General features: G+C 64.2%; 20 protein-coding genes and 1 pseudogene. 13 read left to right on the top strand and 8 right to left on the bottom strand.

The window, feature by feature from the left end; all coding sequences use genetic code 11:
• Window positions 1-48 precede the first annotated feature (48 nt).
• Complete coding sequence (locus J6525_RS29930) at window positions 49-405, bottom strand: hypothetical protein (protein WP_176937198.1); 357 nt, start codon at window positions 403-405, stop codon at window positions 49-51.
• A 142-nt stretch (window positions 406-547) separates the two neighbouring features.
• The gene (locus J6525_RS29925; protein ID WP_225647341.1) at window positions 548-1,123 is read right to left on the bottom strand and encodes a TetR/AcrR family transcriptional regulator; all 576 of its coding nucleotides are present in this window, start codon (window positions 1,121-1,123) and stop codon (window positions 548-550) included.
• 125 nt (window positions 1,124-1,248) lie between these two features.
• Between J6525_RS29925 and J6525_RS29920 the strand changes: the two genes are divergently transcribed.
• Complete coding sequence (locus J6525_RS29920) at window positions 1,249-2,226, top strand: zinc-dependent alcohol dehydrogenase family protein (RefSeq protein ID WP_225647339.1); 978 nt, start codon at window positions 1,249-1,251, stop codon at window positions 2,224-2,226.
• A gap of 86 nt (window positions 2,227-2,312) precedes the next feature.
• On the opposite strand, the gene J6525_RS29915 is transcribed toward J6525_RS29920, so the two are convergent.
• Window positions 2,313-4,313: a hypothetical protein gene (locus tag J6525_RS29915; RefSeq protein ID WP_225647337.1), complete on the bottom strand. Its 2,001-nt coding sequence runs from the start codon at window positions 4,311-4,313 to the stop codon at window positions 2,313-2,315.
• A gap of 445 nt (window positions 4,314-4,758) precedes the next feature.
• Here J6525_RS29915 and J6525_RS29910 point away from each other — a divergent pair, with 445 nt between their 5' ends.
• A complete protein-coding gene (locus J6525_RS29910) occupies window positions 4,759-5,571 on the top strand; it encodes an amino acid kinase family protein (RefSeq protein ID WP_225647335.1) in 813 nt (270 codons plus the stop codon).
• Window positions 5,572-5,584: 13 nt separating this feature from the next.
• Window positions 5,585-6,409: an amino acid kinase family protein gene (locus J6525_RS29905; RefSeq protein ID WP_225647334.1), complete on the top strand. Its 825-nt coding sequence runs from the start codon at window positions 5,585-5,587 to the stop codon at window positions 6,407-6,409.
• Between the two features lie 271 nt (window positions 6,410-6,680).
• Here J6525_RS29905 and J6525_RS29900 read toward each other — a convergent pair whose 3' ends face one another.
• The gene (locus J6525_RS29900; protein ID WP_225647332.1) at window positions 6,681-7,076 is read right to left on the bottom strand and encodes a hypothetical protein; all 396 of its coding nucleotides are present in this window, start codon (window positions 7,074-7,076) and stop codon (window positions 6,681-6,683) included.
• 174 nt (window positions 7,077-7,250) lie between these two features.
• Here J6525_RS29900 and J6525_RS29895 point away from each other — a divergent pair, with 174 nt between their 5' ends.
• Entirely contained in the window at window positions 7,251-7,622 is a 372-nt protein-coding gene (locus J6525_RS29895; RefSeq protein WP_225647330.1) for a cupin domain-containing protein, read from the top strand.
• 26 nt (window positions 7,623-7,648) lie between these two features.
• Here J6525_RS29895 and J6525_RS29890 read toward each other — a convergent pair whose 3' ends face one another.
• From J6525_RS29890 to J6525_RS29880, 3 genes are all read right to left on the bottom strand, one after another.
• Window positions 7,649-8,782 (bottom strand): acyl-CoA desaturase, encoded by a 1,134-nt coding sequence (locus tag J6525_RS29890; protein WP_225647389.1) that lies wholly within the window; start codon window positions 8,780-8,782, stop codon window positions 7,649-7,651.
• 232 nt (window positions 8,783-9,014) lie between these two features.
• Window positions 9,015-9,224: a cold-shock protein gene (locus J6525_RS29885; protein WP_028341292.1), complete on the bottom strand. Its 210-nt coding sequence runs from the start codon at window positions 9,222-9,224 to the stop codon at window positions 9,015-9,017.
• A gap of 296 nt (window positions 9,225-9,520) precedes the next feature.
• Window positions 9,521-10,129: a TetR/AcrR family transcriptional regulator gene (locus tag J6525_RS29880; RefSeq protein WP_050385268.1), complete on the bottom strand. Its 609-nt coding sequence runs from the start codon at window positions 10,127-10,129 to the stop codon at window positions 9,521-9,523.
• Between the two features lie 112 nt (window positions 10,130-10,241).
• Here J6525_RS29880 and J6525_RS29875 point away from each other — a divergent pair, with 112 nt between their 5' ends.
• The 8 genes from J6525_RS29875 to J6525_RS29840 all read left to right on the top strand — a co-directional run bounded on the left by J6525_RS29875 (window position 10,242) and on the right by J6525_RS29840 (window position 17,103).
• On the top strand, window positions 10,242-10,937 hold the full coding sequence (locus J6525_RS29875) for a PspA/IM30 family protein (RefSeq protein WP_225647329.1): 696 nt from the start codon (window positions 10,242-10,244) through the stop codon (window positions 10,935-10,937).
• Window positions 10,938-11,006: 69 nt separating this feature from the next.
• Window positions 11,007-11,282, top strand: coding sequence for a YiaA/YiaB family inner membrane protein (locus J6525_RS29870; protein ID WP_038384293.1), 276 nt, complete (start codon window positions 11,007-11,009; stop codon window positions 11,280-11,282).
• 286 nt (window positions 11,283-11,568) lie between these two features.
• Window positions 11,569-12,636 carry a GNAT family N-acetyltransferase gene (locus J6525_RS29865; RefSeq protein WP_225647328.1) on the top strand — a complete coding sequence of 356 codons (1,068 nt, stop codon included), beginning with the start codon at window positions 11,569-11,571 and terminating at the stop codon, window positions 12,634-12,636.
• Entirely contained in the window at window positions 12,633-13,508 is an 876-nt protein-coding gene (locus tag J6525_RS29860; protein WP_225647327.1) for a HesA/MoeB/ThiF family protein, read from the top strand. Before J6525_RS29865 ends, J6525_RS29860 begins: the two co-directional genes overlap by 4 nt.
• The gene (locus J6525_RS29855; protein ID WP_225647326.1) at window positions 13,505-14,704 is read left to right on the top strand and encodes a hypothetical protein; all 1,200 of its coding nucleotides are present in this window, start codon (window positions 13,505-13,507) and stop codon (window positions 14,702-14,704) included. Before J6525_RS29860 ends, J6525_RS29855 begins: the two co-directional genes overlap by 4 nt.
• A complete protein-coding gene (locus J6525_RS29850; protein ID WP_225647324.1) occupies window positions 14,701-15,822 on the top strand; it encodes a GNAT family N-acetyltransferase in 1,122 nt (373 codons plus the stop codon). Before J6525_RS29855 ends, J6525_RS29850 begins: the two co-directional genes overlap by 4 nt.
• A complete protein-coding gene (locus tag J6525_RS29845) occupies window positions 15,819-16,814 on the top strand; it encodes a nitroreductase family protein (RefSeq protein ID WP_225647322.1) in 996 nt (331 codons plus the stop codon). Before J6525_RS29850 ends, J6525_RS29845 begins: the two co-directional genes overlap by 4 nt.
• 82 nt (window positions 16,815-16,896) lie before the next feature.
• Window positions 16,897-17,103: a hypothetical protein gene (locus tag J6525_RS29840; RefSeq protein WP_024581255.1), complete on the top strand. Its 207-nt coding sequence runs from the start codon at window positions 16,897-16,899 to the stop codon at window positions 17,101-17,103.
• 312 nt (window positions 17,104-17,415) lie between these two features.
• On the opposite strand, the pseudogene J6525_RS29835 reads toward J6525_RS29840, so the two are convergent.
• Window positions 17,416-17,870 (bottom strand): annotated as a pseudogene (locus J6525_RS29835) (DUF2478 domain-containing protein).
• Here J6525_RS29835 and J6525_RS29830 point away from each other — a divergent pair.
• Window positions 17,869-18,249 (top strand): hypothetical protein, encoded by a 381-nt coding sequence (locus J6525_RS29830; RefSeq protein WP_225647321.1) that lies wholly within the window; start codon window positions 17,869-17,871, stop codon window positions 18,247-18,249. The pseudogene J6525_RS29835 and the gene J6525_RS29830 overlap by 2 nt on opposite strands.
• Window positions 18,250-18,463 lie beyond the last annotated feature (214 nt).

Genomic DNA, 18,463 nt, shown 5'->3' with positions numbered 1-18,463 from the left:
CGAACCGCGCCTGCCGATGGTTCGGGCGCATAGCGCTTTCGCGGGCACTCAGCCCATGCTGCCCGGCATGAAGCAGCGTGGCCTCGGGTGCCCGTCCAGATAATACGGCCAGACCATGGTGCGGCCGGCACGGTTCGGTCCGGCGACGACGGCCTCATCGGGAACGTCGACCCACTCGCCTTCGAGCCGGACGCGATAGTGGCCGTCCTTGGTGTCCCAATCGGCGTCATCGACACGCTTCGCGTCGCTGCCGTCGCAGCAGGGGCCCTTGACGCTGCGCAGGCTCTCATACCAGGCGTTCAATTCGGGATGCCCGTGATCATGGGCCTGCACCGGCCCGATCGCCGGCTTCGCCAGCAGGGCGGTGACTACAACGATTGCCGCACGCCAAAACCGTTTGTTCATCTGATCCCCAAAATCCGGAAAGCCCATGACAGCCAACCCGGACATGGTCATCGAGATCGGGACATCAATTAGATGATAATTATAATATAATCACATTCGTGAGAGCAGCCGAGCGCTGCCGGAAGGCCGGGTGCCGACAAACTCAGGCGAGCAGGCTCATCACCTGGTCGATCACGGCCTTCACCTGCTTCGAATCCGGCCTCTGGTGCGCGAGCGCCAGCAGTCCGGCATGCACCACCATGATGGTGTGGGCGGTGACGTCAGGGTCAAAGCCCTTCCTGAACTGAGCGCGATCGCTGCGCAGCCGCGCGCGCAGCAGCTCTTCAAGCCGTCGGTTGTAGCGCTCGATGCTCTTGCGGAGCTCGACCTGGTCGAGCGAGCCGTCGGTCGCGGAATTGATCGACAGGCAGCCGCGCTGTCCCTTCTGGCCCGAGCAATAGGGAATGAAGCCGGTAAGCCACTGCCTGATGATGTCCCGCGCGGGCCCCGGCTGCGCCAGCACGCGCTCGGCCCAGCCGAGGATGCCGTCGTGATAGCGGTCCAGCACCTTCAGGAACAACGCGTTCTTGTCGCCGAACGCCGCATAGAGGCTGGGTTTCGCGACGCCGCTCGCCGCCGTGATCTCGTCGAGCGAAGTCGCCTGAAAGCCCTTCTGCCAGAACATCTGGCGGGCGATTTCCAGGACATCGTCCGGATCGAAGCTGCGCGGCCTTGCCATAGCTGTCTTTTATGTACTCCCGCGTCGGATGTGAAGCCTTCACCTTGCCGTGAAGGCAGGTCGGGCTATTGACGCAATTCATATTCTGTACTTAGAAGTAAATAACGAAATCGGGAGATCACGCCATGAAAGCGGTTCAGGTCGTTGCGTTCGGACGTGCAGCGGACGTGGTCAAGCTCAACGAGGTGCCGGACGTCGGCAGCCCCGGCCCCGACGAGGTCGTGGTCGCGGTGGAGGCCGCGCCGATCAACAATTCGGATTTCATGATTATCGCCGGGCGCTACGGCTATCTGCCGTCGCCGCCGGCCACGCTCGGGATCGAGGGCATCGGGCGGGTTGTCGCCACCGGATCGCAGGTGAGGAATCTGAAGGAGGGCGACCGCACGCTGATTCCCTTCACGGTCCCGACCTGGACTGAACGCGTCAAGTTCACCGCGTCATGGCAGCGTCCGCTACCCGACAATGCCGATGTCCAGCAACTGTCCATGATCGGGGTCAATCCGGCCACCGCCTATCTCTTGCTGACCGATTTCGTGAAAGTCCCGCCCGGCGGCTGGGTGATCCAGAACGGCGCCAACTCGGCGACGGCGCGCGCGGTGATCGCCATCGCGAAGTCGCTCGGGCTCAAGACCGTCAACATCGTCCGCCGCGAGGACGTCGTGGACGAGGTCAAGTCGGTCGGCGGCGATATCGTGCTGCTCGACGGGCCGGATCTCGCCAAGCGCGTCGCCAGGGAAACGGGCAGGGCGCCGATCCAGCTGGCGCTCGACATGGTCGGCGGCTCATCCGCCTTGAACCTGATGAACTGCCTCGCGCCAAAAGGCGTGCTCGTCATCTACAGCGCGATGAGCGGACAGCCGTTCTCCGGCTCGCCGTTGAGCGTGATCTTCAACGAAGTGTCGGTGCGCGGCTTCTGGCTCGGCCATTGGGGCAAGACCGCGACCGATCAGGCATTGGCCGGAATGTACGACCATCTGGTGCCGATGGTCGCATCGGGCGCGATCAGCGCGCCGGTGGTCGGGGCCTATCGCCTGGAGGATTTTTCACAGGCGATCGCGCAGGCAGCGGCATTCAAGGGCAAGGTGATCTTCACGCCGAACTAGGTTGTACCCCGATATTCGCCGGCGCGACACGGACCGCGATGCCCGTTTTCGCCGGTGCATGTCTGCACGATGTCGCGCCGGGGCAGCTAGACGATGGTCGAGAGCGTGAACGCGTGCCACGCACCCCAGTCAATGCCATCATACGCGCGCACATACATCGTCTCACTGCCGGTGGTGGCGCCGCCACGCATCCAGATATCATCGAGGTCGGCGGCATTGACGTCGATCACGGTGCTGGCTGCCCAATGGGAATTCGCAGAGGTCCAGAAATAGCCGCTGTTGGCGTTGCCGCCGCCATCCCAGAACTGATAGGCGGCCGCGGGATTCGCGTCAGCATCAGCATAGGACACCAGGTTGCCGACTTGGCTCCACTCGTTGACATGCAAGGTCTGATTGCTGATCGAGGCATCGGGTGCGTGGTTTGCCAGGCTGGTCACGGTGAAGCTGTCCCAGGCACTCCAGTTCGTTCCGTCGAAAGCGCGCACAAACATGGAATCGGTACCGGCCGCGGTGCCGCCTCGCACCCATACATTGGCGAGATCGGACGCCGACACGTCGATGACCGTGCTGGACGCCCAGTGTGAATTGTCGGGCGTCCAGAAATAGGCGCTGGTCGCAGCGCCGCCACCGTCCCAGAACTGGTATTGGGTGATTGCATCGCCGTCGGCGTCGGATGCCGTCGTCCAATTCACGAGCTGCGCCCACTGCGCGGCGTTCAGCGTTTGATCGTTGATCGTCGCGGTCGGAGCCGTATTGGTCGACGTCAGATTAAAGCTGTCCCAATTGCTCCAGGCGGTACCGTCGAATGCCCTTACCCACATCGTCTCGGAACCGGTCGTCGAGCCGCCCTTGATCCACACATTGGCCAGATCGGATGCTGAAACGTCGATCGTCGTGTTGGCAGCCCAGTGGGAATTGTCGGGTGTCCAGAAATAGGCGCTGGTCGCGCCCGCGCCGGCGTCCCAGAACTGGTATTTGGTGATCGTGTCACCTTCGGCATCGGTGGCAGTGAGCCAGCCTTGCGGTTTGACCCATTGATTGACGTGTAGCGACTGGTCGTTGATGGTCGCGACGGGGACCGTGTTTGGCGTCGACGTCACGGTGAATGTGTCCCAGGAGCTCCACTCCGTTCCGTCGAATCCCCTTACCCACATCGTCTCGGAACCGGTTGTCGAGCCGCCATGGATCCAGACATTGGCGAGGTCCGCAGCCGAAACGTCTATCGTCGTGTTGGCAGCCCAGTGGGAATTGTCGGGTGTCCAGAAATAGGCGCTGGTGGCGGCGGTGCCGCTATCCCAGAACTGGTACTTCGTGATCGCATCGCCATTGGCATCGGTCTTGGTCAACCAGTTGTCGACGGTGACCCATTGATCGATATGTATGGAATGATCACCGGCTGTCACGACGGGCGGAGTATTGGCCGACGTCAGCGTGAAGCTGTCCCAGTTGCTCCAGTCTGTTCCGTCGAACGCTCTGACCCAGAACGTCTCGGCACCGGTTGTCGAGCCACCCTTGATCCAGACATCGGCCAGGTCGGCGGCCGCCACTTCGATCGTCGTGTTGGCAGCCCAATGGTCATTGGTGGAAGTCCAGAAATAGGCGCTTGTTGCGGAGGTGCCGCTGTCCCAGAATTGATATTTGGTGGCTGCATCCCCGTTGGCATCGGAGTAGGTCAGCCAATTCTTGGCTTGCGTCCATGTATTGGTGTGCAGCTGCACGTCGGGGACCGTGACGACCGGCGCAGTGTTTGGAATCGTCGTGAGCGTGAAAGACGTCCAGTTACCCCAATCGGTCCCGTCGAAAGCGCGTACCCACAGTGTCTCTGTGCCGCCGACCGCACCAGCACGCACCCACACGTCGGAGAGGTCAGAGGCCGAAACTTCGATCGTCGTGTTGGCGGCCCAATGGTCGTTGGTGGAAGTCCAGAAATAGGCGCTGTTCGCAGCTGTGCCGCCGTCCCAGAACTGAAATTTCTGCGCGGGATTGCCGTCGGAGTCGGCATAAGTGAGCCATGGCTGTATTTTTTGCCACTGATTGTACAACAGGCTGTGGTTACCAATCGTGACGACCGGTGCGGAATTGGCCATGGTTTGCTTCCTCGTGGGGTGCGCCGGTCGAGACCGGCTAATTTCCAAGGTGCAAGGCAATCAATTTTGGCCCGTGAGGCGGGCCAGGCTGAGATTAGTATCGTCCGGCTGAGATCAGCGCATTCCGAAGAAATCGTTAATATCAAATTCAGGATCGCAGAATTTCAATGCAGCATCTATGATGGGTGTCACACCCATCAGTCGGGTCGCGTGCGGCAAAACGTCATAGGTATCCCGTTCCGAACGGCCTCGCAGCGGGTGTCGCGACACGCACTCGCCGGTGCCATTCGCGATGGTCTATCCCCGCCGTTGCGGCTTGAGACGCGCCAGGCTTGCCGTTAGCAGTGCAATTCGAACACGGGTCTTTGCGAGACACCGGTGGAGACATCGAACATCGCGGGCCGACGGAAGCAATGCCAGGCGCATTGGAGAAAGGACGTTTCTCATGGCGAATACGACGGCGGAGCTTGAAGCGCTGCTGATGCAGCGATCGTTGACCGATCCGCAGCTTCTGGCGACGGCGGAGGCGGCATCGGACTTCCGGATCCTGCCGGATGCCACCGTGATCAAGATCGGCGGGCAGAGCGTCATCGACCGCGGCCGCGCCGCCGTCTACCCGCTGGTCGATGAGATCGTCGCGGCCCGCAAGGCGCACAAGATCCTGATCGGGACCGGCGCGGGCACCCGCGCCCGGCACCTCTATTCGATCGCGGCCGGGCTGCGGCTGCCGGCCGGCGTGCTGTCGCAGCTCGGCGCCTCGGTCGCCGACCAGAACGCGGTGATGCTGGGCCAGCTGCTCGCCAGGCACGGCATCTCCGCGGTCAGCGGCGCCGGGCTTTCGGCCGTGCCGCTTTATCTCGCCGAGGTGAACGCCGTGATCTTCAGCGGCATGCCGCCCTACGGCCTCTGGATGCGGCCGGCAGCCGAGGGCATGATCCCGCCCTATCGCACCGATGCCGGATGCTTCCTGGTCGCCGAACAGTTCGGCTGCAAGGCGATGATCTATGTGAAGGACGAGAACGGCCTCTACACCGCGAACCCCAAGACTTCGAAGGGCGCGACCTTCATCCCGAAAATCTCGGTCGCCGAGATGAAGGCCAAGGGGTTGCAGGATTCGATCCTCGAATTCCCGGTGCTCGATCTGCTCGCCACCGCGCGCCATGTCCAGCAGGTGCAGGTCGTCAATGGCCTCGTCCCCGGCAACCTCACCCGTGCGCTTGCGGGCGAGCATGTCGGCACCATCATCACCGCGAACTGAGCAGGGACCGACCATGGATGACACCATCAAGCACGTCGCCTCGCCGCTCGCGCGCCAGACCCTGCTCGACAGCGATCTCACCCGTCCCGTTGCCGGCGGCCGCCCGATCCCGCTGCTGCCCTGGGTGCAGGTGGTGAAGATCGGCGGCCGCTCCATCATGGATCGCGGCCACGAGGCGATCCTGCCGATCGTCGCCGAGTTGCGTTCGCTGCTGCCCGAGCACCGCCTTCTGATCCTGACCGGCGCAGGCATCCGCGCCCGTCATCTCTACAGCGTCGGCCTCGATCTCGGCCTGCCGGTCGGCTCGCTCGCGCCGCTCGCTGCCAGCGAAGCCGGCCAAAACGGCCACATCCTGGCCTGCCTGCTCGCGCCGGAGGGCGTGTCCTATATCGAGCATCCGACCATCGCGAGCCAGCTTGCGATCCATCTCTCCGCGGCCCGCGCGGTCGTGGGCAGCGCGTTTCCGCCCTATCACCATCATGAATTCCCGGTCTCGCGCATCCCGTTGCATCGCGCCGACACCGGTGCGTTCCTGATCGCGGATGCGCTCGGCGCCGCCGGGCTGACGATCGTCGAGGATGTCGACGGCGTCTACACCGACGATCCGAATGGTCCCGAGGGGAAGAAGGCACAGCTGCTGCGCGAGGCCAGCCTCGCCGACCTTGCCAAGCTGAAGGGCACGCTGCCGTTCGATCCCGCGCTGCTCGAGGTGATGGCCAATGCGCGGCATATCGAGCGGGTGCAGGTCGTGAACGGCCTCGTTCCCGGCCGGCTCACGGCGGCGCTGCGCGGCCAGCATGTCGGATCGATCATCCGCACCGGCGCGCGGCCGGCCTGATACGAGCGGCGGACTCCGTTCACCTCGCCCCGCGTGCGGGGAGAGGCATAGGCCGCCTTCGGCGGCCGTTCTCAAGAACGCCGAAGCGGAGCTTCGGCTATGATACATCGATAGATGCATTCCGGGTGAGGGGGAGTCTCCGCGGACGCACCTATCACCGTATGCGCGAAGGCAGCCCCTCACGCCAACCCTCTCCCCGTAAGAACGGGGAGAGGGAGCACAACGCCATTCGAACTAATCTAGTCGGTCTTTTCAGCGCGCGATCGAGGGACTACTTGATCGTCGCGCGCACCGTGATGATCGAGGTGCCGGATGCCTTCGGCCCCTGGCCCGTCGCCTTGATGGCAAACGTATCGCTGCCCTTGTACTTGGCCTTCGCCTTGTATTCGAAGGTCGACGCGTTGATCTTCTTCAGCTTGCCGTAGGCCGGCTTCTGCGAGATCGCGGAGTCCGTCACCGTGCCGCGGATCCCGATCGGGATCTGGCAGCTTTGGCCCGAGGCGACGTCGATATCGCCGCTCGAATTCTCGCCCCAATCCGCCAATGTCATCGACATCGAGCATTCCGGCACGGGCTGCGCCGAAGATGCCGGCGTGACATTTAATGCAAAGATGAGCGCCAGGGCGGCGATCCCCGACGCCCGCGTCGTGACGATACTCGTTTTCATGCAAGGCCCACTGCTGAAGGTTCTCGCAGGAATCCTGCAACGTGGGAGCAGGGGTGGCAAGGGCTTCGCCTGGCCCGCGCGACATGCTTGGGCGCTTGTTGCGTCTCTGAAGCGCCCCCATAGTCACTGCAGCCCGGTTCGGGACGGAGGCTCACGCGTCAAGAAGGGGTTCCAATGGCTGAAAGCAGCGACGGTCAGGCAAAAGCTCAACAAGCCGGATTCGCCGGCGTCACCCGCAGGACCCTTGAGCGTCTCGCTTTGCCCGGCGATGATCGCGAGCTTGTCGTTGCCGAGGTGACCTATCCGCCCGGCGGGGTCGCCCCGCTGCATCGGCATCCGGTTGGCGGCGTGGTCTTCATCGTCGAAGGCGTTGCCGAGTCCGCGTATGGCGACGAGGCGCCGCGCCAGTATCGGGCGGGCGAGACCTTGCAGGATCGACCCGAGGTTCCGCACACGCTGTTTCGCAATTGCGACCCGGACCGGCCGCTGCGCTTCCTGACCATCTACGCACTCGAACCCGGGCGCGCCTACACGATGGAGCCGTGAGGTTGGGAAAAGGCCAAGGCAAAATGTTACGGTTGGCTCACCTGCGGTTTCGGGTTTGCGCCGGCCATCCGAGGTGGAACGGCGAGCAGGAGGCAAACCGACTCCACCAGGAGTTCATGCGCACGGTCGACAATGTCGTCCAACGAACTCGTCTTCGCGAACATGGCCTGGGCTTCAGCCAACAACCGGTCGCGCGTTGGTATGCTGGGCAGATGCAAGTCGGCGCGATGCTGTAACAGAACAAGCGCTTCCCGCACCGACAATCCGGTTTCGTGGACCGACGATTTGATGGCCTGCGCGATGTATTCGGGATTGAAGCGACCAGCGAGTTGTTCAGCCGTTCGCTTTATCACGCGCGATCCCAAGCGCTGCTCGTTGCGGAGAACCTGCGTGGGCGGCGCCTTCAAATCCCAGACAATACCGAGCAAGGACAAGGTCACCAAAACATAATAGGTCACATCAATCTCCCACCACCGGAAGCCTTGCCGCGCACTGCTTTGGTAGGCGTGATGATTGTTGTGCCAACCCTCACCCATCGTAAACAGAGCCAGCAGCCAATTGTTGCGGGAGTCATCGCCCGTAACGTACCGCTTGCGCCCGTGAACATGCGCGAGGGAGTTGATGCAAAACGTGGCGTGATACAGCAGCACGGTGCTCCAGAAGAAACCGACCACGAGCCCTGGCCATCCGGCGATGAGGAAGCACAGACCTGCGACCACGATCGCCGGCAAGACCTCCCATCTGTGAAGCCACATCAACTCCGGATACGAGGCAAAATCCGCAACTTTCGTCAGATCAGTTGCATCGTGCTGTCGATAAAAAATCCACCCGAGATGACTGTACACGAAGCCCTTATGCCCCGGCGAATGCACATCTTGCTCGGTATCCGAATGAAGATGGTGATGTCGATGTTTCGCGGCCCACCAAAGGACGCTTTTCTGGGCGCTGCTTTGGGCGAGAAATGCGAGGATGAATTGAAACGCCCTGCTCGTTGAGTAGGCCCGATGCGAGAAGTACCGATGATAGCCGGCGGTGATCGCAAACATGCGCAGCCAGTATAGGGCGACGCAAATTGCAATCGCTTGCCATGAGACGCCCGTCCAGATCGCCGCCAGACACCCTGCGTGGACCAGCAGAAACGGGAGGACCTGCGGGTACATGATGTCGTCGTGCTGCCGAGCTGGATCGATATTGGTGGACACGCTCGCGACCTCAGCTGCTTCAATGCGCAGGCCGTTTCGCCGGCGGACGGTTCAAGTCCTGGTCCTGGCGGGCATTGCGCGCGGTGTTGACAAAGAGAACCCCGCGGCCGGGTGACCGGTCGCGGGGTCGCGTAACCAGAGGCTTTGCCAGTTCATCCGGGGTCAAAGCATCATGGCCGATTGTCGCAGCTTACACCGCGCGCAGATTGTCCGCAGCAGATTTGCCGGTCCGGCGGTCTGCAACGATCTCAAAAGAGACCTTCTGTCCCTCGTTGAGGGTGCTCATGCCGGCGCGTTCGACTGCGCTGATATGAACGAAAACGTCCTGGCCTCCCTGGTCCGGCTGAATGAAGCCGAAACCCTTCTGGCTGTTGAACCACTTCACAGTTCCCATGCTCATGGAAAATCGTCCTATAGATGCGTGTTTGGAGCCGCACTCACGAGCGCAGCAGGCGAATTCGAAGTTCAGGGGGTGAGGGTCGTCAGTCAGGCACGCTATCAGCGGCGAGGCCAAGTCGTTCGGCCGAAACTCGATCCGTGGTAAATGGCTACGGTTCGGTCATTCCGCAAGTGGCTTTCCCCCTTTCTGACCTCGGCCGCTGCGTCCCCCTGGGGCAACAGCTGCAATTCACGGCGCTCTGCGGCAACTTTGCCGACCGCACGGCGGGGGACATCGTGCGGTTTGGGGCACGCGGCCTATTCCTTCTTCGCCGTCAGCCCGTCGACCATCGCGCGCGTCAAGGTGGCGATCTCGCTGCGCAATGCGCCGATCGGCACCGCGATCAGCTTGTGCTCCAGCCCGAGCGCGACCATGCCGTGCACGGCGGAGAACAGGCTGCGCGCGGTGACGCCGAGCTGCGCCGGCGAACGCTGCGGAAACAGCGCGGCGAGCGGCTTGTAGATGTGGCGGAACAATTCCATCTGCTCGGTGATCGCCCATTCCGGCACTGGCTTGCCGGGCTGCATGCGATGCTCGAACAGCGCGCGCCACAGTTCGAGATTGTCGGCGGCGAAATCGCAATAGGCGACCGCGATCCGCACCAGCATCTCGCGCGGCGCCGCAGCCCCGCCGATCTCGGCCAGCGACAGCGACGCATCGAGCCGCGCCAGCGTGCGCGAGCCGACGCGCAGGATCAGCTCGTCGACATCCTCGACCAGATTGTAGACGCCGCCATTGGCGACCCCGATCTCCTGGGCCAGTTCGCGGGTTTTCAGGCCGCCGAGACCCTTTGCCGCAATCGCCCGTTCCGCCGCCTCGATCAGCGCTTCCCGCAGTTTTGCTCGTCGTTCCAATGCCTTGGACATCTTTAATCCTTCGTTAACCTTCATCTTGAGCGTCGCTCAAATAATTCTTGAGCAATGCTCAGTATGTGGTACAAGAGATTCATGAGCGATGCTCATAACAGGGAGCGATGAAATGTTCAAAACTGTTTTCACTCTTTTCCGCGGCACCGTTGCGGTGGCCGAAGAGGAACTTCAAGACCGCACCGCGCTGGTCATCCTCGACCAGCAGATGCGCGATGCCGCCGCCGCCGTCGACCGCTCGAAGCGGACCCTGGCGCTGGCGATCGCCGGCGACCAGCAGGAGGGCCGGCGGCTCGACGCCACCAACGCCCGGATCGCCGATCTCGAACAGCGCGCGTCGGCGGCACTCGAGGGCGGCCGGGAAGACCTTGCCCGCGAAGCCGCGCAGGCGATCGCCAATCTCGAAGCCGAGCGCGATGCCGCGATGACCGCACGCGCGCTGTTTGCCTCCGAGATCACCCGGCTGAAGCGCCATGTCGGCAACGCCGAAGCGCGCATCGCCGAGCTCGATCGCGGCCGGCGCCTCGCCCGCGCATCGGAAGCGGTGCGTTCGCTGCGCCGGAGCGGCATCGAGGCGGCGCGCCCCTACGAGTCGACGTTGCCGGAAGCGGAGGCGACGCTGAAGCGGCTGCGCGAGCGGCAGATGGAGATCCAGGCCGCCGACGAGGCGTTGGTCGAGATCGACGCTGCCTCGGGACCATCAGCCACCGCCGAGAAGCTCGCCGAGCAGGGCTTCGGCCCGCGCATGAAATCGACCGCCGACGACGTGCTGGCGCGGCTGAAAGCCAAGCGCCCGCCTGCTGGCTGAAACCTCAAGCCCGAACTTCAAGTCTGAAACCAAGCCAATTTCAAACCATCTATCATCAAGGAAACCACCATGAACCAGACCATCCAACCCCACAGCGGCAGCTGGGTTACCTTCACTTACGCGTCCTTTGCGGCTTCCGCCTTCCTCGTCGCCGTCGGCGTGTTCTTCCTGCCGATCGACCTCTGGATGAAGGGCTATCTCACGATGGGCATCGTGATGCTGATCCAGACCTGCGTCACGCTGACCAAGACGGTGCGCGACAATTACGAGAGCAGCAAGTTCGTGAACCGCATCGAGGACGCCAAGGCGGAGCGCCTGCTGATGGAGGTCTCCAAGGCCGGGTGAGCCGAAGTCAAGTCGAAGCGGCGGGTGGCTTCTCACCCGCCGCTTTCGCCTGATCCTCGACGTCATTGCGAGGAGCGTTAGCGACGAAGCAATCCATCGCGCCGCATATACGGAGAGATGGATTGCTCGCTTCGCTCGCAATGACGGGTGGATCGATTCGCAAGCCTTTACCGGCAACTTGTTCCGTTTCCGGAAGGCCTTGTTTACCCTGCGGTAAACAGCGTCAGGTTGCGCTCATGGCTCCTTAACAAGGGCGAGTGCAGAGATCGGCCTGAGGGACAGAGAAATGGCGTCCACGGACAATCCCACGCCAGCTTCGCGCGGCAGCAAGAACCTTGGCAAGCATCTTGGCAAGGCGCGCGCCGCCTTTGACGGTCTGCGCAGCCATGGCGGCTTCTGGCTGAAGGCGCTGTCGCAGCCGACCATCGATCTCAGCTTGCGCACCCAGGCCGGCCAGCGCACCCGCATCGTCGAATCGCCCGGACTGTCGCTGCCGAGGGACGAGCTCGACGCGCTGGTCGAGCAGCTGCGCATCGTCGCCGCCAAGACGCTGCCCGAGGAGAGCCTGACCTATGGCATCTTCTCCGGCGAACCCGAGCGGCTGTCGCGCGCCGTCGTCACGCTGATCTCGGAAGAAGACACCGGGCGGCCGATCGCGTTCAACGCGCTGTCGGTGATGGACGTGCCGCTCGACGGCGAGCCGGCCGAGGTCACCCATCTCGGCCTCGTCATGGTCGATCCCGATGTGCGCGGGCAGGGGCTGTCCTGGGTGCTCTACGGCCTGACCGCGCTGGTGCTGTTCGCCCGCGACGGACTGCGGCCGAAATGGATTTCCAACGTCACCCAGGTGCCGGCGGTGGTCGGCATGGTCAGCGATACATTCTCGGACGTCTACCCGTCGCCGCTGCCGGGCGCGCGACAGAGCTTTGCGCATCTCCAATTGGCGCGCGGCATCATGGCAAGGCATCGCGCGGTGTTCGGCGTCGGCGAGGAGGCCGGCTTCGACGAGGCGCGTTCGGTCATCACCAACGCCTATACCGGCGGGTCGGACGCGCTGAAGAAGACCTTCGAGGTCGCACCGAAGCATCGCAACGCAATCTACAACGAGTTCTGCGCGCGCGAGCTGGATTACGGCCGCGGCGACGACGTGCTGCAGCTCGGCCGCGTCGATCTTGCCGGCGCGCGCCGCTATCTCATGAGCGAGGTGCCCTCGGGCTCGCTGCCGTCGCTGCTCGCGGCGTCCGCGATGCTGGCGCTGCAGCGGCTGGTGCTGCCGGTGGTCTACTGGATGGACGACAGCCGCGCCTTCGGCACGCTGCGTCCGCGCAAGCAGGATAGCGGGGCCGCGCGATGAATTTCGACTACTACTCCTTCACCGGCCGCAATATCGGCTTCATCGACGAGCACGAGCAGCAGCTGCTGCGCCAGGCGCGGGTGTTCGTCTGCGGCGTCGGCGGCATGGGCGGCGCGGCCTTCATGGCGCTGGCGCGCGCAGGCGTCGGCAAGTTCGTGATCGCCGACATCGACCGCTTCGAGGTCTCCAACCTCAACCGCCAGGTGTTCGCCTTCGCCGACGAGGTCGGGCGCGAGAAGGCGGCGGTTGCCGCCGAAGCGGCGAGGCGCATCAATCCGACCATCGAGATCGAGGTGCTTGGCGAGAACTGGACCAGCGAGCTCGCAGGGATCGCCGCGCAGTGCCCGGTCATCGTCAACGGCATGGACGATATCGCCGCCGGCGTTCATCTGTACCGGACCGCGAAGCGCGCCGATGCAACGGTGATCGACGCCTACATGTCGCCGCTGCCGTCGGTGATCGTAGTGCGTCCGCACGATCCGCGGCCCGAGCAGCGCCTCGGCTTTCCGACCCTGGCCAAGGCCTGGACCGAGATCACCGAGGACGACCGCCGCGCCGCGATGCGCGCCGAGATCGAGCACGTGATGCTGCACTCCTCGTCGCGCAACTATGTCGACCTCGCCATCGCCGGCGAAGTCGCGGCCGGCCGCCGCAGCCGGATGTCGTTCGCGCCGATGGTGATCTCGACCGGCATGCTGATGGCCTATGAGGCGGTCGCGCTGATCCTCGGCCGCACCTCGGGCACCGATTGCCGCGGCTGGTTTCTCAATCCGCATCGGCCCGCGATCGAGAAGCCGCGCAATGCGCTCGTCGCCGCGCTGATGCGTCCGCTGGTGCGGCGGGCGATCGATGAACTGACTGGCAGCAAATGACCTCCGGGGTGATCGCCGATTCCATCGTCAATCTGTGCGGCGCCATCGGGCTCGCCGTGGCGATGATGACGTTCTACCGGCGCGATCCAAGGAGCCCGTTGACGCGTCGCCTGCTGCTCGCGCTCGGCGTGATCGCAATCCTGTTCCTCGACCGCGGTCTGGCCTGGTGGACCGGAAGCCGTCTGCTCGACCGCCTCTCGGTGATCCCGGCCTCGCTGGTCCCGCTCGGCGCCCTGATCGTCACCGAAGGCATCCTGCGGCGCCACGCGCCGCGCGCGGTCAAGATTGCGGCGCTCGCGGGCGCCATCCTGCTCGGGCTTGGCGGCCTGTTCGGACTGCAACGGCTGGCGATGCCTTACGCGATCGCGCTGGCGCTGTTCCAGCTGCTGGGTTTCGCCACTTGCGCGTTGCTGCTGGCAACGCGGGATCGCGCCGCGCTGATGGCTTCGGAGAACCGCAGCATCGGCCGCATGGCGGTCGGCGCGCTGGTCGTGATCCCGTTTATCCTCACCGATTTCCGCACGCTGTTTCCCGATATCCCTGTGCGGCTCGGCGCGCTGGGCGCGCTGCTCACGGTGACCGTGATGCTGATCGCCGGCGGCGGCGCCGAGACCCGCCGGCATGGTCTTGCGATGATGGCGCTGCGGCTGATCTCGTCGGGCCTCTTGGGCCTCGCCGCTGCCTTCATGGCGCCCGACATCGACGCCGCGCAGATGGTCCGGTTCGTCGCGGTTGCGATCGCCGGCGTGCTGACCATCGGGTTGATGACGGACGCGCTGCGGGCGCTGTTCGAATCGCAGGAGCCGGGCGTGCTCAATTCGGTCGCGGCATCGCCGGCGCAGACCCGCGAGCAGTTGATCGCCGAACTGGCGCGGCATCCGATCTTCGAAAGCGCGCGGCGCTTTCGCGAGAACGAGCTCGCGCTCTACGATCCGCCGCTGCTGCACGACTTCCTGTCGACACGGCGCGTGCTGCGGCGGTCCGACGCGCCGTGGGGGCTGGCGCCGACCGATCCCGCGGCCGAGCGCATGGTCTCGCTGATCTCGGCCAACAATGCCTCCCATGTCATCGTGCTCGGACATGATCCGCTCGACCTGATCGTGCTCGCGGTGCCCGTCACCGCGGCCGATCCCGCCACTGAAACCGCGCTGGCGCTGGTACGCCGGCTCTTGGCGTTGACCCCGGAGGCCAAATGACATCAGAGATCCGCGAGGGCGACCGCAGGGCGGCATTCGACGCCGCGCTCAATGCCTATGGGCCCGACAGCCTCTACGTGCCGCCGCTGTGGAGCGATTTCGACCGGATGTTCGATCCGGCGAAGAACCCGTTCGTCACCGAAGGCCACGGCCGCTATGCGCTATTTTCAGCGCATCGCGATGGGCGGCCGGTCGGCCGCATCGCCGCCTCGATCCACGACGCGTCCAACCGCAAGCACGGCACCCGCCACGGTGCATTCGGCTTCTTCGATTGCATCGACGACGTCGAGGTGGCCGATGCGCTGCTGCGTGCCGCCGAGCAATGGCTGTCGGCGCACGGCATGAGCCGCGTCGCCGGCAATTTCAATCTCACGGCGATGCAGCAGATCGGCGTGATGACCGACGGCTTCGACCATGCGCCGTTCACCGACATGATGTGGTCACCGCCGCACATCGCACAGCATCTCGAACGCGCCGGCTACGCCGCGACCTTCCCGATGACGACGTTCGTGATCGCGCTCGACGGCGGCAAGCCGGAGCAACTGCTCGGCGACAAGCAGCGCGCGGTGCTCACTGACCCGGATTTCGTCTGGCAGCCGATCAAGCGTTCCGCCTTCAAGGTGCGGCTGGAGGACGCGCGGCTGATCCTCAATGACGGCTTTGCCGACAATCCGATGTTCGTGCCGCCGACCGCCGCCGAATATCTGTTCCAGGCCGGCGACATGATGTGGATCATCGACAAGCGGATTTCGACCGTGGTCTATCACCGCGGCCGGCCTGCAGGCGCGATCATCGCGATCCCCGACCTCAATCCGCTGATCAAGGCGATCGACGGCCGGGTCGGGCTGTCAGCGCCGTTCAAATTCGTGCAGCACCGCGTGATGAACAGGCGCGCGGTGCTGATCTATCAATCGGTCTGCCGCGACCTGCACAATCGCGGCCTCAACGGCGCGATGCTCTACCGCACCGCGCTGGCGTTGCAGGAGGCCGGCTATCGCACGCTGGGCGGCACCTGGATCGCCGATATCAACGGTCCGTCGCTGCGCCAGGTCGAGAAGGTCGGCGCAACGCCGCTGCACCGGCTGCATCTGTTCACCAAGCGGCTGGCCGCAGCATGAGCGAGCTGACGCCGGATCTGCTGCGCGAGGTGCTCGCGGAGGCGCGGCTGGCGCCGAGCGTCCACAACATCCAGCCGACCCGCTGGCGCCTGCTCGGCGACGGGCGGCTGGCGCTGGTCGATGCGACCGGCGTGCGCGCCCCGGTCGCCGACCCCGCGGGGCATGACGTGCTGGTGTCGCACGGCACGGCGCTGGAGGGCATGAGCCTCGCGCTCAACCGCCGTGGCTTTGCAATCACGGGCATCACCACGATCGAGCAGCCGCTGTCGCCGCAACTTTCCGTGCTCTGCTCCTTTGCGATCAGGCAAGGAGCCGAGCCCGATCCGCTGGCGGACCTCGTGGCACGCCGCATGTCGTGGCGCGGCAAGTTCGCGGCATCGCCGGACGATGCGGCGGCGCTGGCGCAACTGGCTGCCGCGCGCGACGATGTGATCTGCATTGGCGATCGCCGGGCGATTGCCGATATTGCCGGCTGGGCCGATCGGGCCGAATTCTCCTTTGTCCGCGGTGACGACTACCGGGCCGAGCTGCTCGCATGGATGCGGCTGTCGCCCGGCCATCCGCACTATCTGCTCGATGGCCTCAACCGTGATGCGCTCGCCATGAATGCGGTCGAGGCCACCGCCGCGCGCTACGTGCTCGGCAGCCTGTTCAAGCCGCTCGATCGTCTCGGCCTCGCCGCGTCGTTGCTTGCCGACGGCGCCAAGACCGCGTCGGCATCGGCGATCGTGCTGTTTTGCCGTCCCGTCGGTGAGGATCCACTCACGACCGGTCGGCATTTCTACCGCGCCTGGCTGGAGATCGATCGCGCCGGTTTCGCGGCGTGCCCGATTTCGGCGCTATCAGATCATCCTGACTTCAACGACCGGCTGCGAAAGCTCGGCAAAATCGGCGCCGATCTGCACCTCGTCAACGTGTTCCGCATCGGCCGGCCATCAAAACCGATCAAACCACGGCATTTCCGGTTGCCGGTTGACCCACTCATTGTCTGAAAATTAAGCTGCAATCCCCGCTGTCAAAACTTCACGCGGTCGTGCTATGACGCCGCCCGCTAACCAACGACCGGTGGAGATGATGTCGAAGCAATCGCTGCGCGAGGAGGCCGAACGCCTCATCCGCGAGACCATGGAAAAGCGGAACTTGGTCATCAAGCAGGGCACGACCCGGATCGAGGCCGTTTGCGGCAAATGCGGCGCGCCGAACCGGGTGCAGGCGGAAAAGGGCCAGTCCCGCGTCAAATTCACCTGCAAGAACTGTGACCACAAGCAGGAAACGCTGTGAGCGGGGCCGCGCTCCCGTCATCCTGACAGAATGTGAATGTATTCAGCGTCGTCCTGGCGAAAGCCAGGACCCATTACCCCAACCGCTTGTTGTTGTGCGATGCTGGGGCCACTATCGCACTCTCAATCGGATTCGGTGGTTATGGGTCCTGGCTTTCGCCAGGACGACGGCGTGCGGAGGCCGCTCGCTACAATTCTCACGGTGATAGTCCGCAGTCGCGTAGGATGGGTGGAGCGAAGCGATACCCATCAATTGCATCCGCGCGGCGGGATGATGGGTATCGCTGCGCTCCACCCATCCTACGAAGCGCCTCTACTTGAACGCCTCGCAGACCGTGACGTGATCCGGTGCGGTCCGGGCCGCGGCGCGCAGCGAGACGCTGTGCCACCAGGCGTCGAGCGCGTGGCGGTCGCAGGCGAGCTTCACGCTCATCCCGCCGGCGAACTTGATCCAGTCCGCAAAGCTCGGGCGCGACACCGCGATCACGACGGGGATGTCGGCGCGAGCGCGCGCTCGATCACAAAGCCGAGCCCCTTGCCGTCGCGTTCCCGCTTGCCGAAGCGATTGACGATGACGAGATCGGCGCCTCCGGCGAGCGCGTCGGCGACTCGGATGCCGGCGGCCTGCAGCCGCGACAGATCGAGCTTGCAACCGGTCGCGCCGGGACTCGCAGGAGTTTGGTTCGGCGGTTGCGCCAGCAGGGCTGGACGCTGGTCGTCTTCGCGATATATTGAATGGAATATAACGATGATCCGGAGTGCCGGCATGCAGATCGAAACCCAGGAGCTCACCACCTGCGAAGTCGCGTCCGATGGCTGCGCCATTTCGCTTGGCTTCGTGGACGGCAAGGGCGAGCCCGCAACCATCCGCCTGTCGATCAACCAGGTCGGTGCGCTGGTCATGACCTTGCCCCGGCTGATCAGCAAGGCGCTGCAGACCCGCTTCGGCGACCAGACCTTGCGCTACGCCTATCCACTGGATTCCTGGGTGATCGAGCAGTCGACCGATCCGGCGCAGGGCATGATGACGCTCAAGACGTCGGACGGCTTCAGCGTCTGCTTCTCGATTCCGCGCGCCCAGCAGAGCGAGCTCGGCGAGGCGCTGGTGGCGCAGCCGGCGACAAGGGTACAGGTGCGCGCGAATTAAGATCGTAGCTTCGTAGGGTGGGTTAGCCGAAGGCGTAACCCACCAATTGTGCCGCGGCGGGAGAAGAGGTGGGTTACGCTCGGCCAACCCACGCCCCGGACTATCACCGTCATCCTGAGGAGCCGCGAAGCGGCGTCTCGAAGGATGAATCGGCCCTAGTCGGGCCGTCGACCCTTCGAGACGCGCTTCGCGCTCCTCAGGGTGACGGGATAAA

The organism is Bradyrhizobium australafricanum (assembly GCF_020329495.1).
GTDB classification, from domain to species: Bacteria; Pseudomonadota; Alphaproteobacteria; order Rhizobiales; family Xanthobacteraceae; genus Bradyrhizobium; species Bradyrhizobium australafricanum.
The sequence above is the reverse complement of the archived record's forward strand: the minus strand, read 5'-3'. Positions and strand labels throughout refer to the sequence as shown.

Coding starts and splice junctions, on each gene's coding strand:
- J6525_RS29890 (WP_225647389.1), bottom strand. CDS start 8,782: ATGTACCCGCAGGTCCTCCCGTTTCTGCTGGTCCACGCAGGGTGTCTG.
- J6525_RS29860 (WP_225647327.1), top strand. CDS start 12,633: ATGAATTTCGACTACTACTCCTTCACCGGCCGCAATATCGGCTTCATC.
- J6525_RS29840 (WP_024581255.1), top strand. CDS start 16,897: ATGTCGAAGCAATCGCTGCGCGAGGAGGCCGAACGCCTCATCCGCGAG.
- J6525_RS29925 (WP_225647341.1), bottom strand. CDS start 1,123: ATGGCAAGGCCGCGCAGCTTCGATCCGGACGATGTCCTGGAAATCGCC.
- J6525_RS29870 (WP_038384293.1), top strand. CDS start 11,007: ATGAACCAGACCATCCAACCCCACAGCGGCAGCTGGGTTACCTTCACT.
- J6525_RS29900 (WP_225647332.1), bottom strand. CDS start 7,076: ATGAAAACGAGTATCGTCACGACGCGGGCGTCGGGGATCGCCGCCCTG.
- J6525_RS29885 (WP_028341292.1), bottom strand. CDS start 9,224: ATGAGCATGGGAACTGTGAAGTGGTTCAACAGCCAGAAGGGTTTCGGC.
- J6525_RS29895 (WP_225647330.1), top strand. CDS start 7,251: ATGGCTGAAAGCAGCGACGGTCAGGCAAAAGCTCAACAAGCCGGATTC.
- J6525_RS29920 (WP_225647339.1), top strand. CDS start 1,249: ATGAAAGCGGTTCAGGTCGTTGCGTTCGGACGTGCAGCGGACGTGGTC.
- J6525_RS29910 (WP_225647335.1), top strand. CDS start 4,759: ATGGCGAATACGACGGCGGAGCTTGAAGCGCTGCTGATGCAGCGATCG.
- J6525_RS29850 (WP_225647324.1), top strand. CDS start 14,701: ATGACATCAGAGATCCGCGAGGGCGACCGCAGGGCGGCATTCGACGCC.
- J6525_RS29905 (WP_225647334.1), top strand. CDS start 5,585: ATGGATGACACCATCAAGCACGTCGCCTCGCCGCTCGCGCGCCAGACC.
- J6525_RS29875 (WP_225647329.1), top strand. CDS start 10,242: ATGTTCAAAACTGTTTTCACTCTTTTCCGCGGCACCGTTGCGGTGGCC.
- J6525_RS29845 (WP_225647322.1), top strand. CDS start 15,819: ATGAGCGAGCTGACGCCGGATCTGCTGCGCGAGGTGCTCGCGGAGGCG.
- J6525_RS29855 (WP_225647326.1), top strand. CDS start 13,505: ATGACCTCCGGGGTGATCGCCGATTCCATCGTCAATCTGTGCGGCGCC.
- J6525_RS29880 (WP_050385268.1), bottom strand. CDS start 10,129: ATGTCCAAGGCATTGGAACGACGAGCAAAACTGCGGGAAGCGCTGATC.
- J6525_RS29930 (WP_176937198.1), bottom strand. CDS start 405: ATGAACAAACGGTTTTGGCGTGCGGCAATCGTTGTAGTCACCGCCCTG.
- J6525_RS29915 (WP_225647337.1), bottom strand. CDS start 4,313: ATGGCCAATTCCGCACCGGTCGTCACGATTGGTAACCACAGCCTGTTG.
- J6525_RS29865 (WP_225647328.1), top strand. CDS start 11,569: ATGGCGTCCACGGACAATCCCACGCCAGCTTCGCGCGGCAGCAAGAAC.
- J6525_RS29830 (WP_225647321.1), top strand. CDS start 17,869: ATGCAGATCGAAACCCAGGAGCTCACCACCTGCGAAGTCGCGTCCGAT.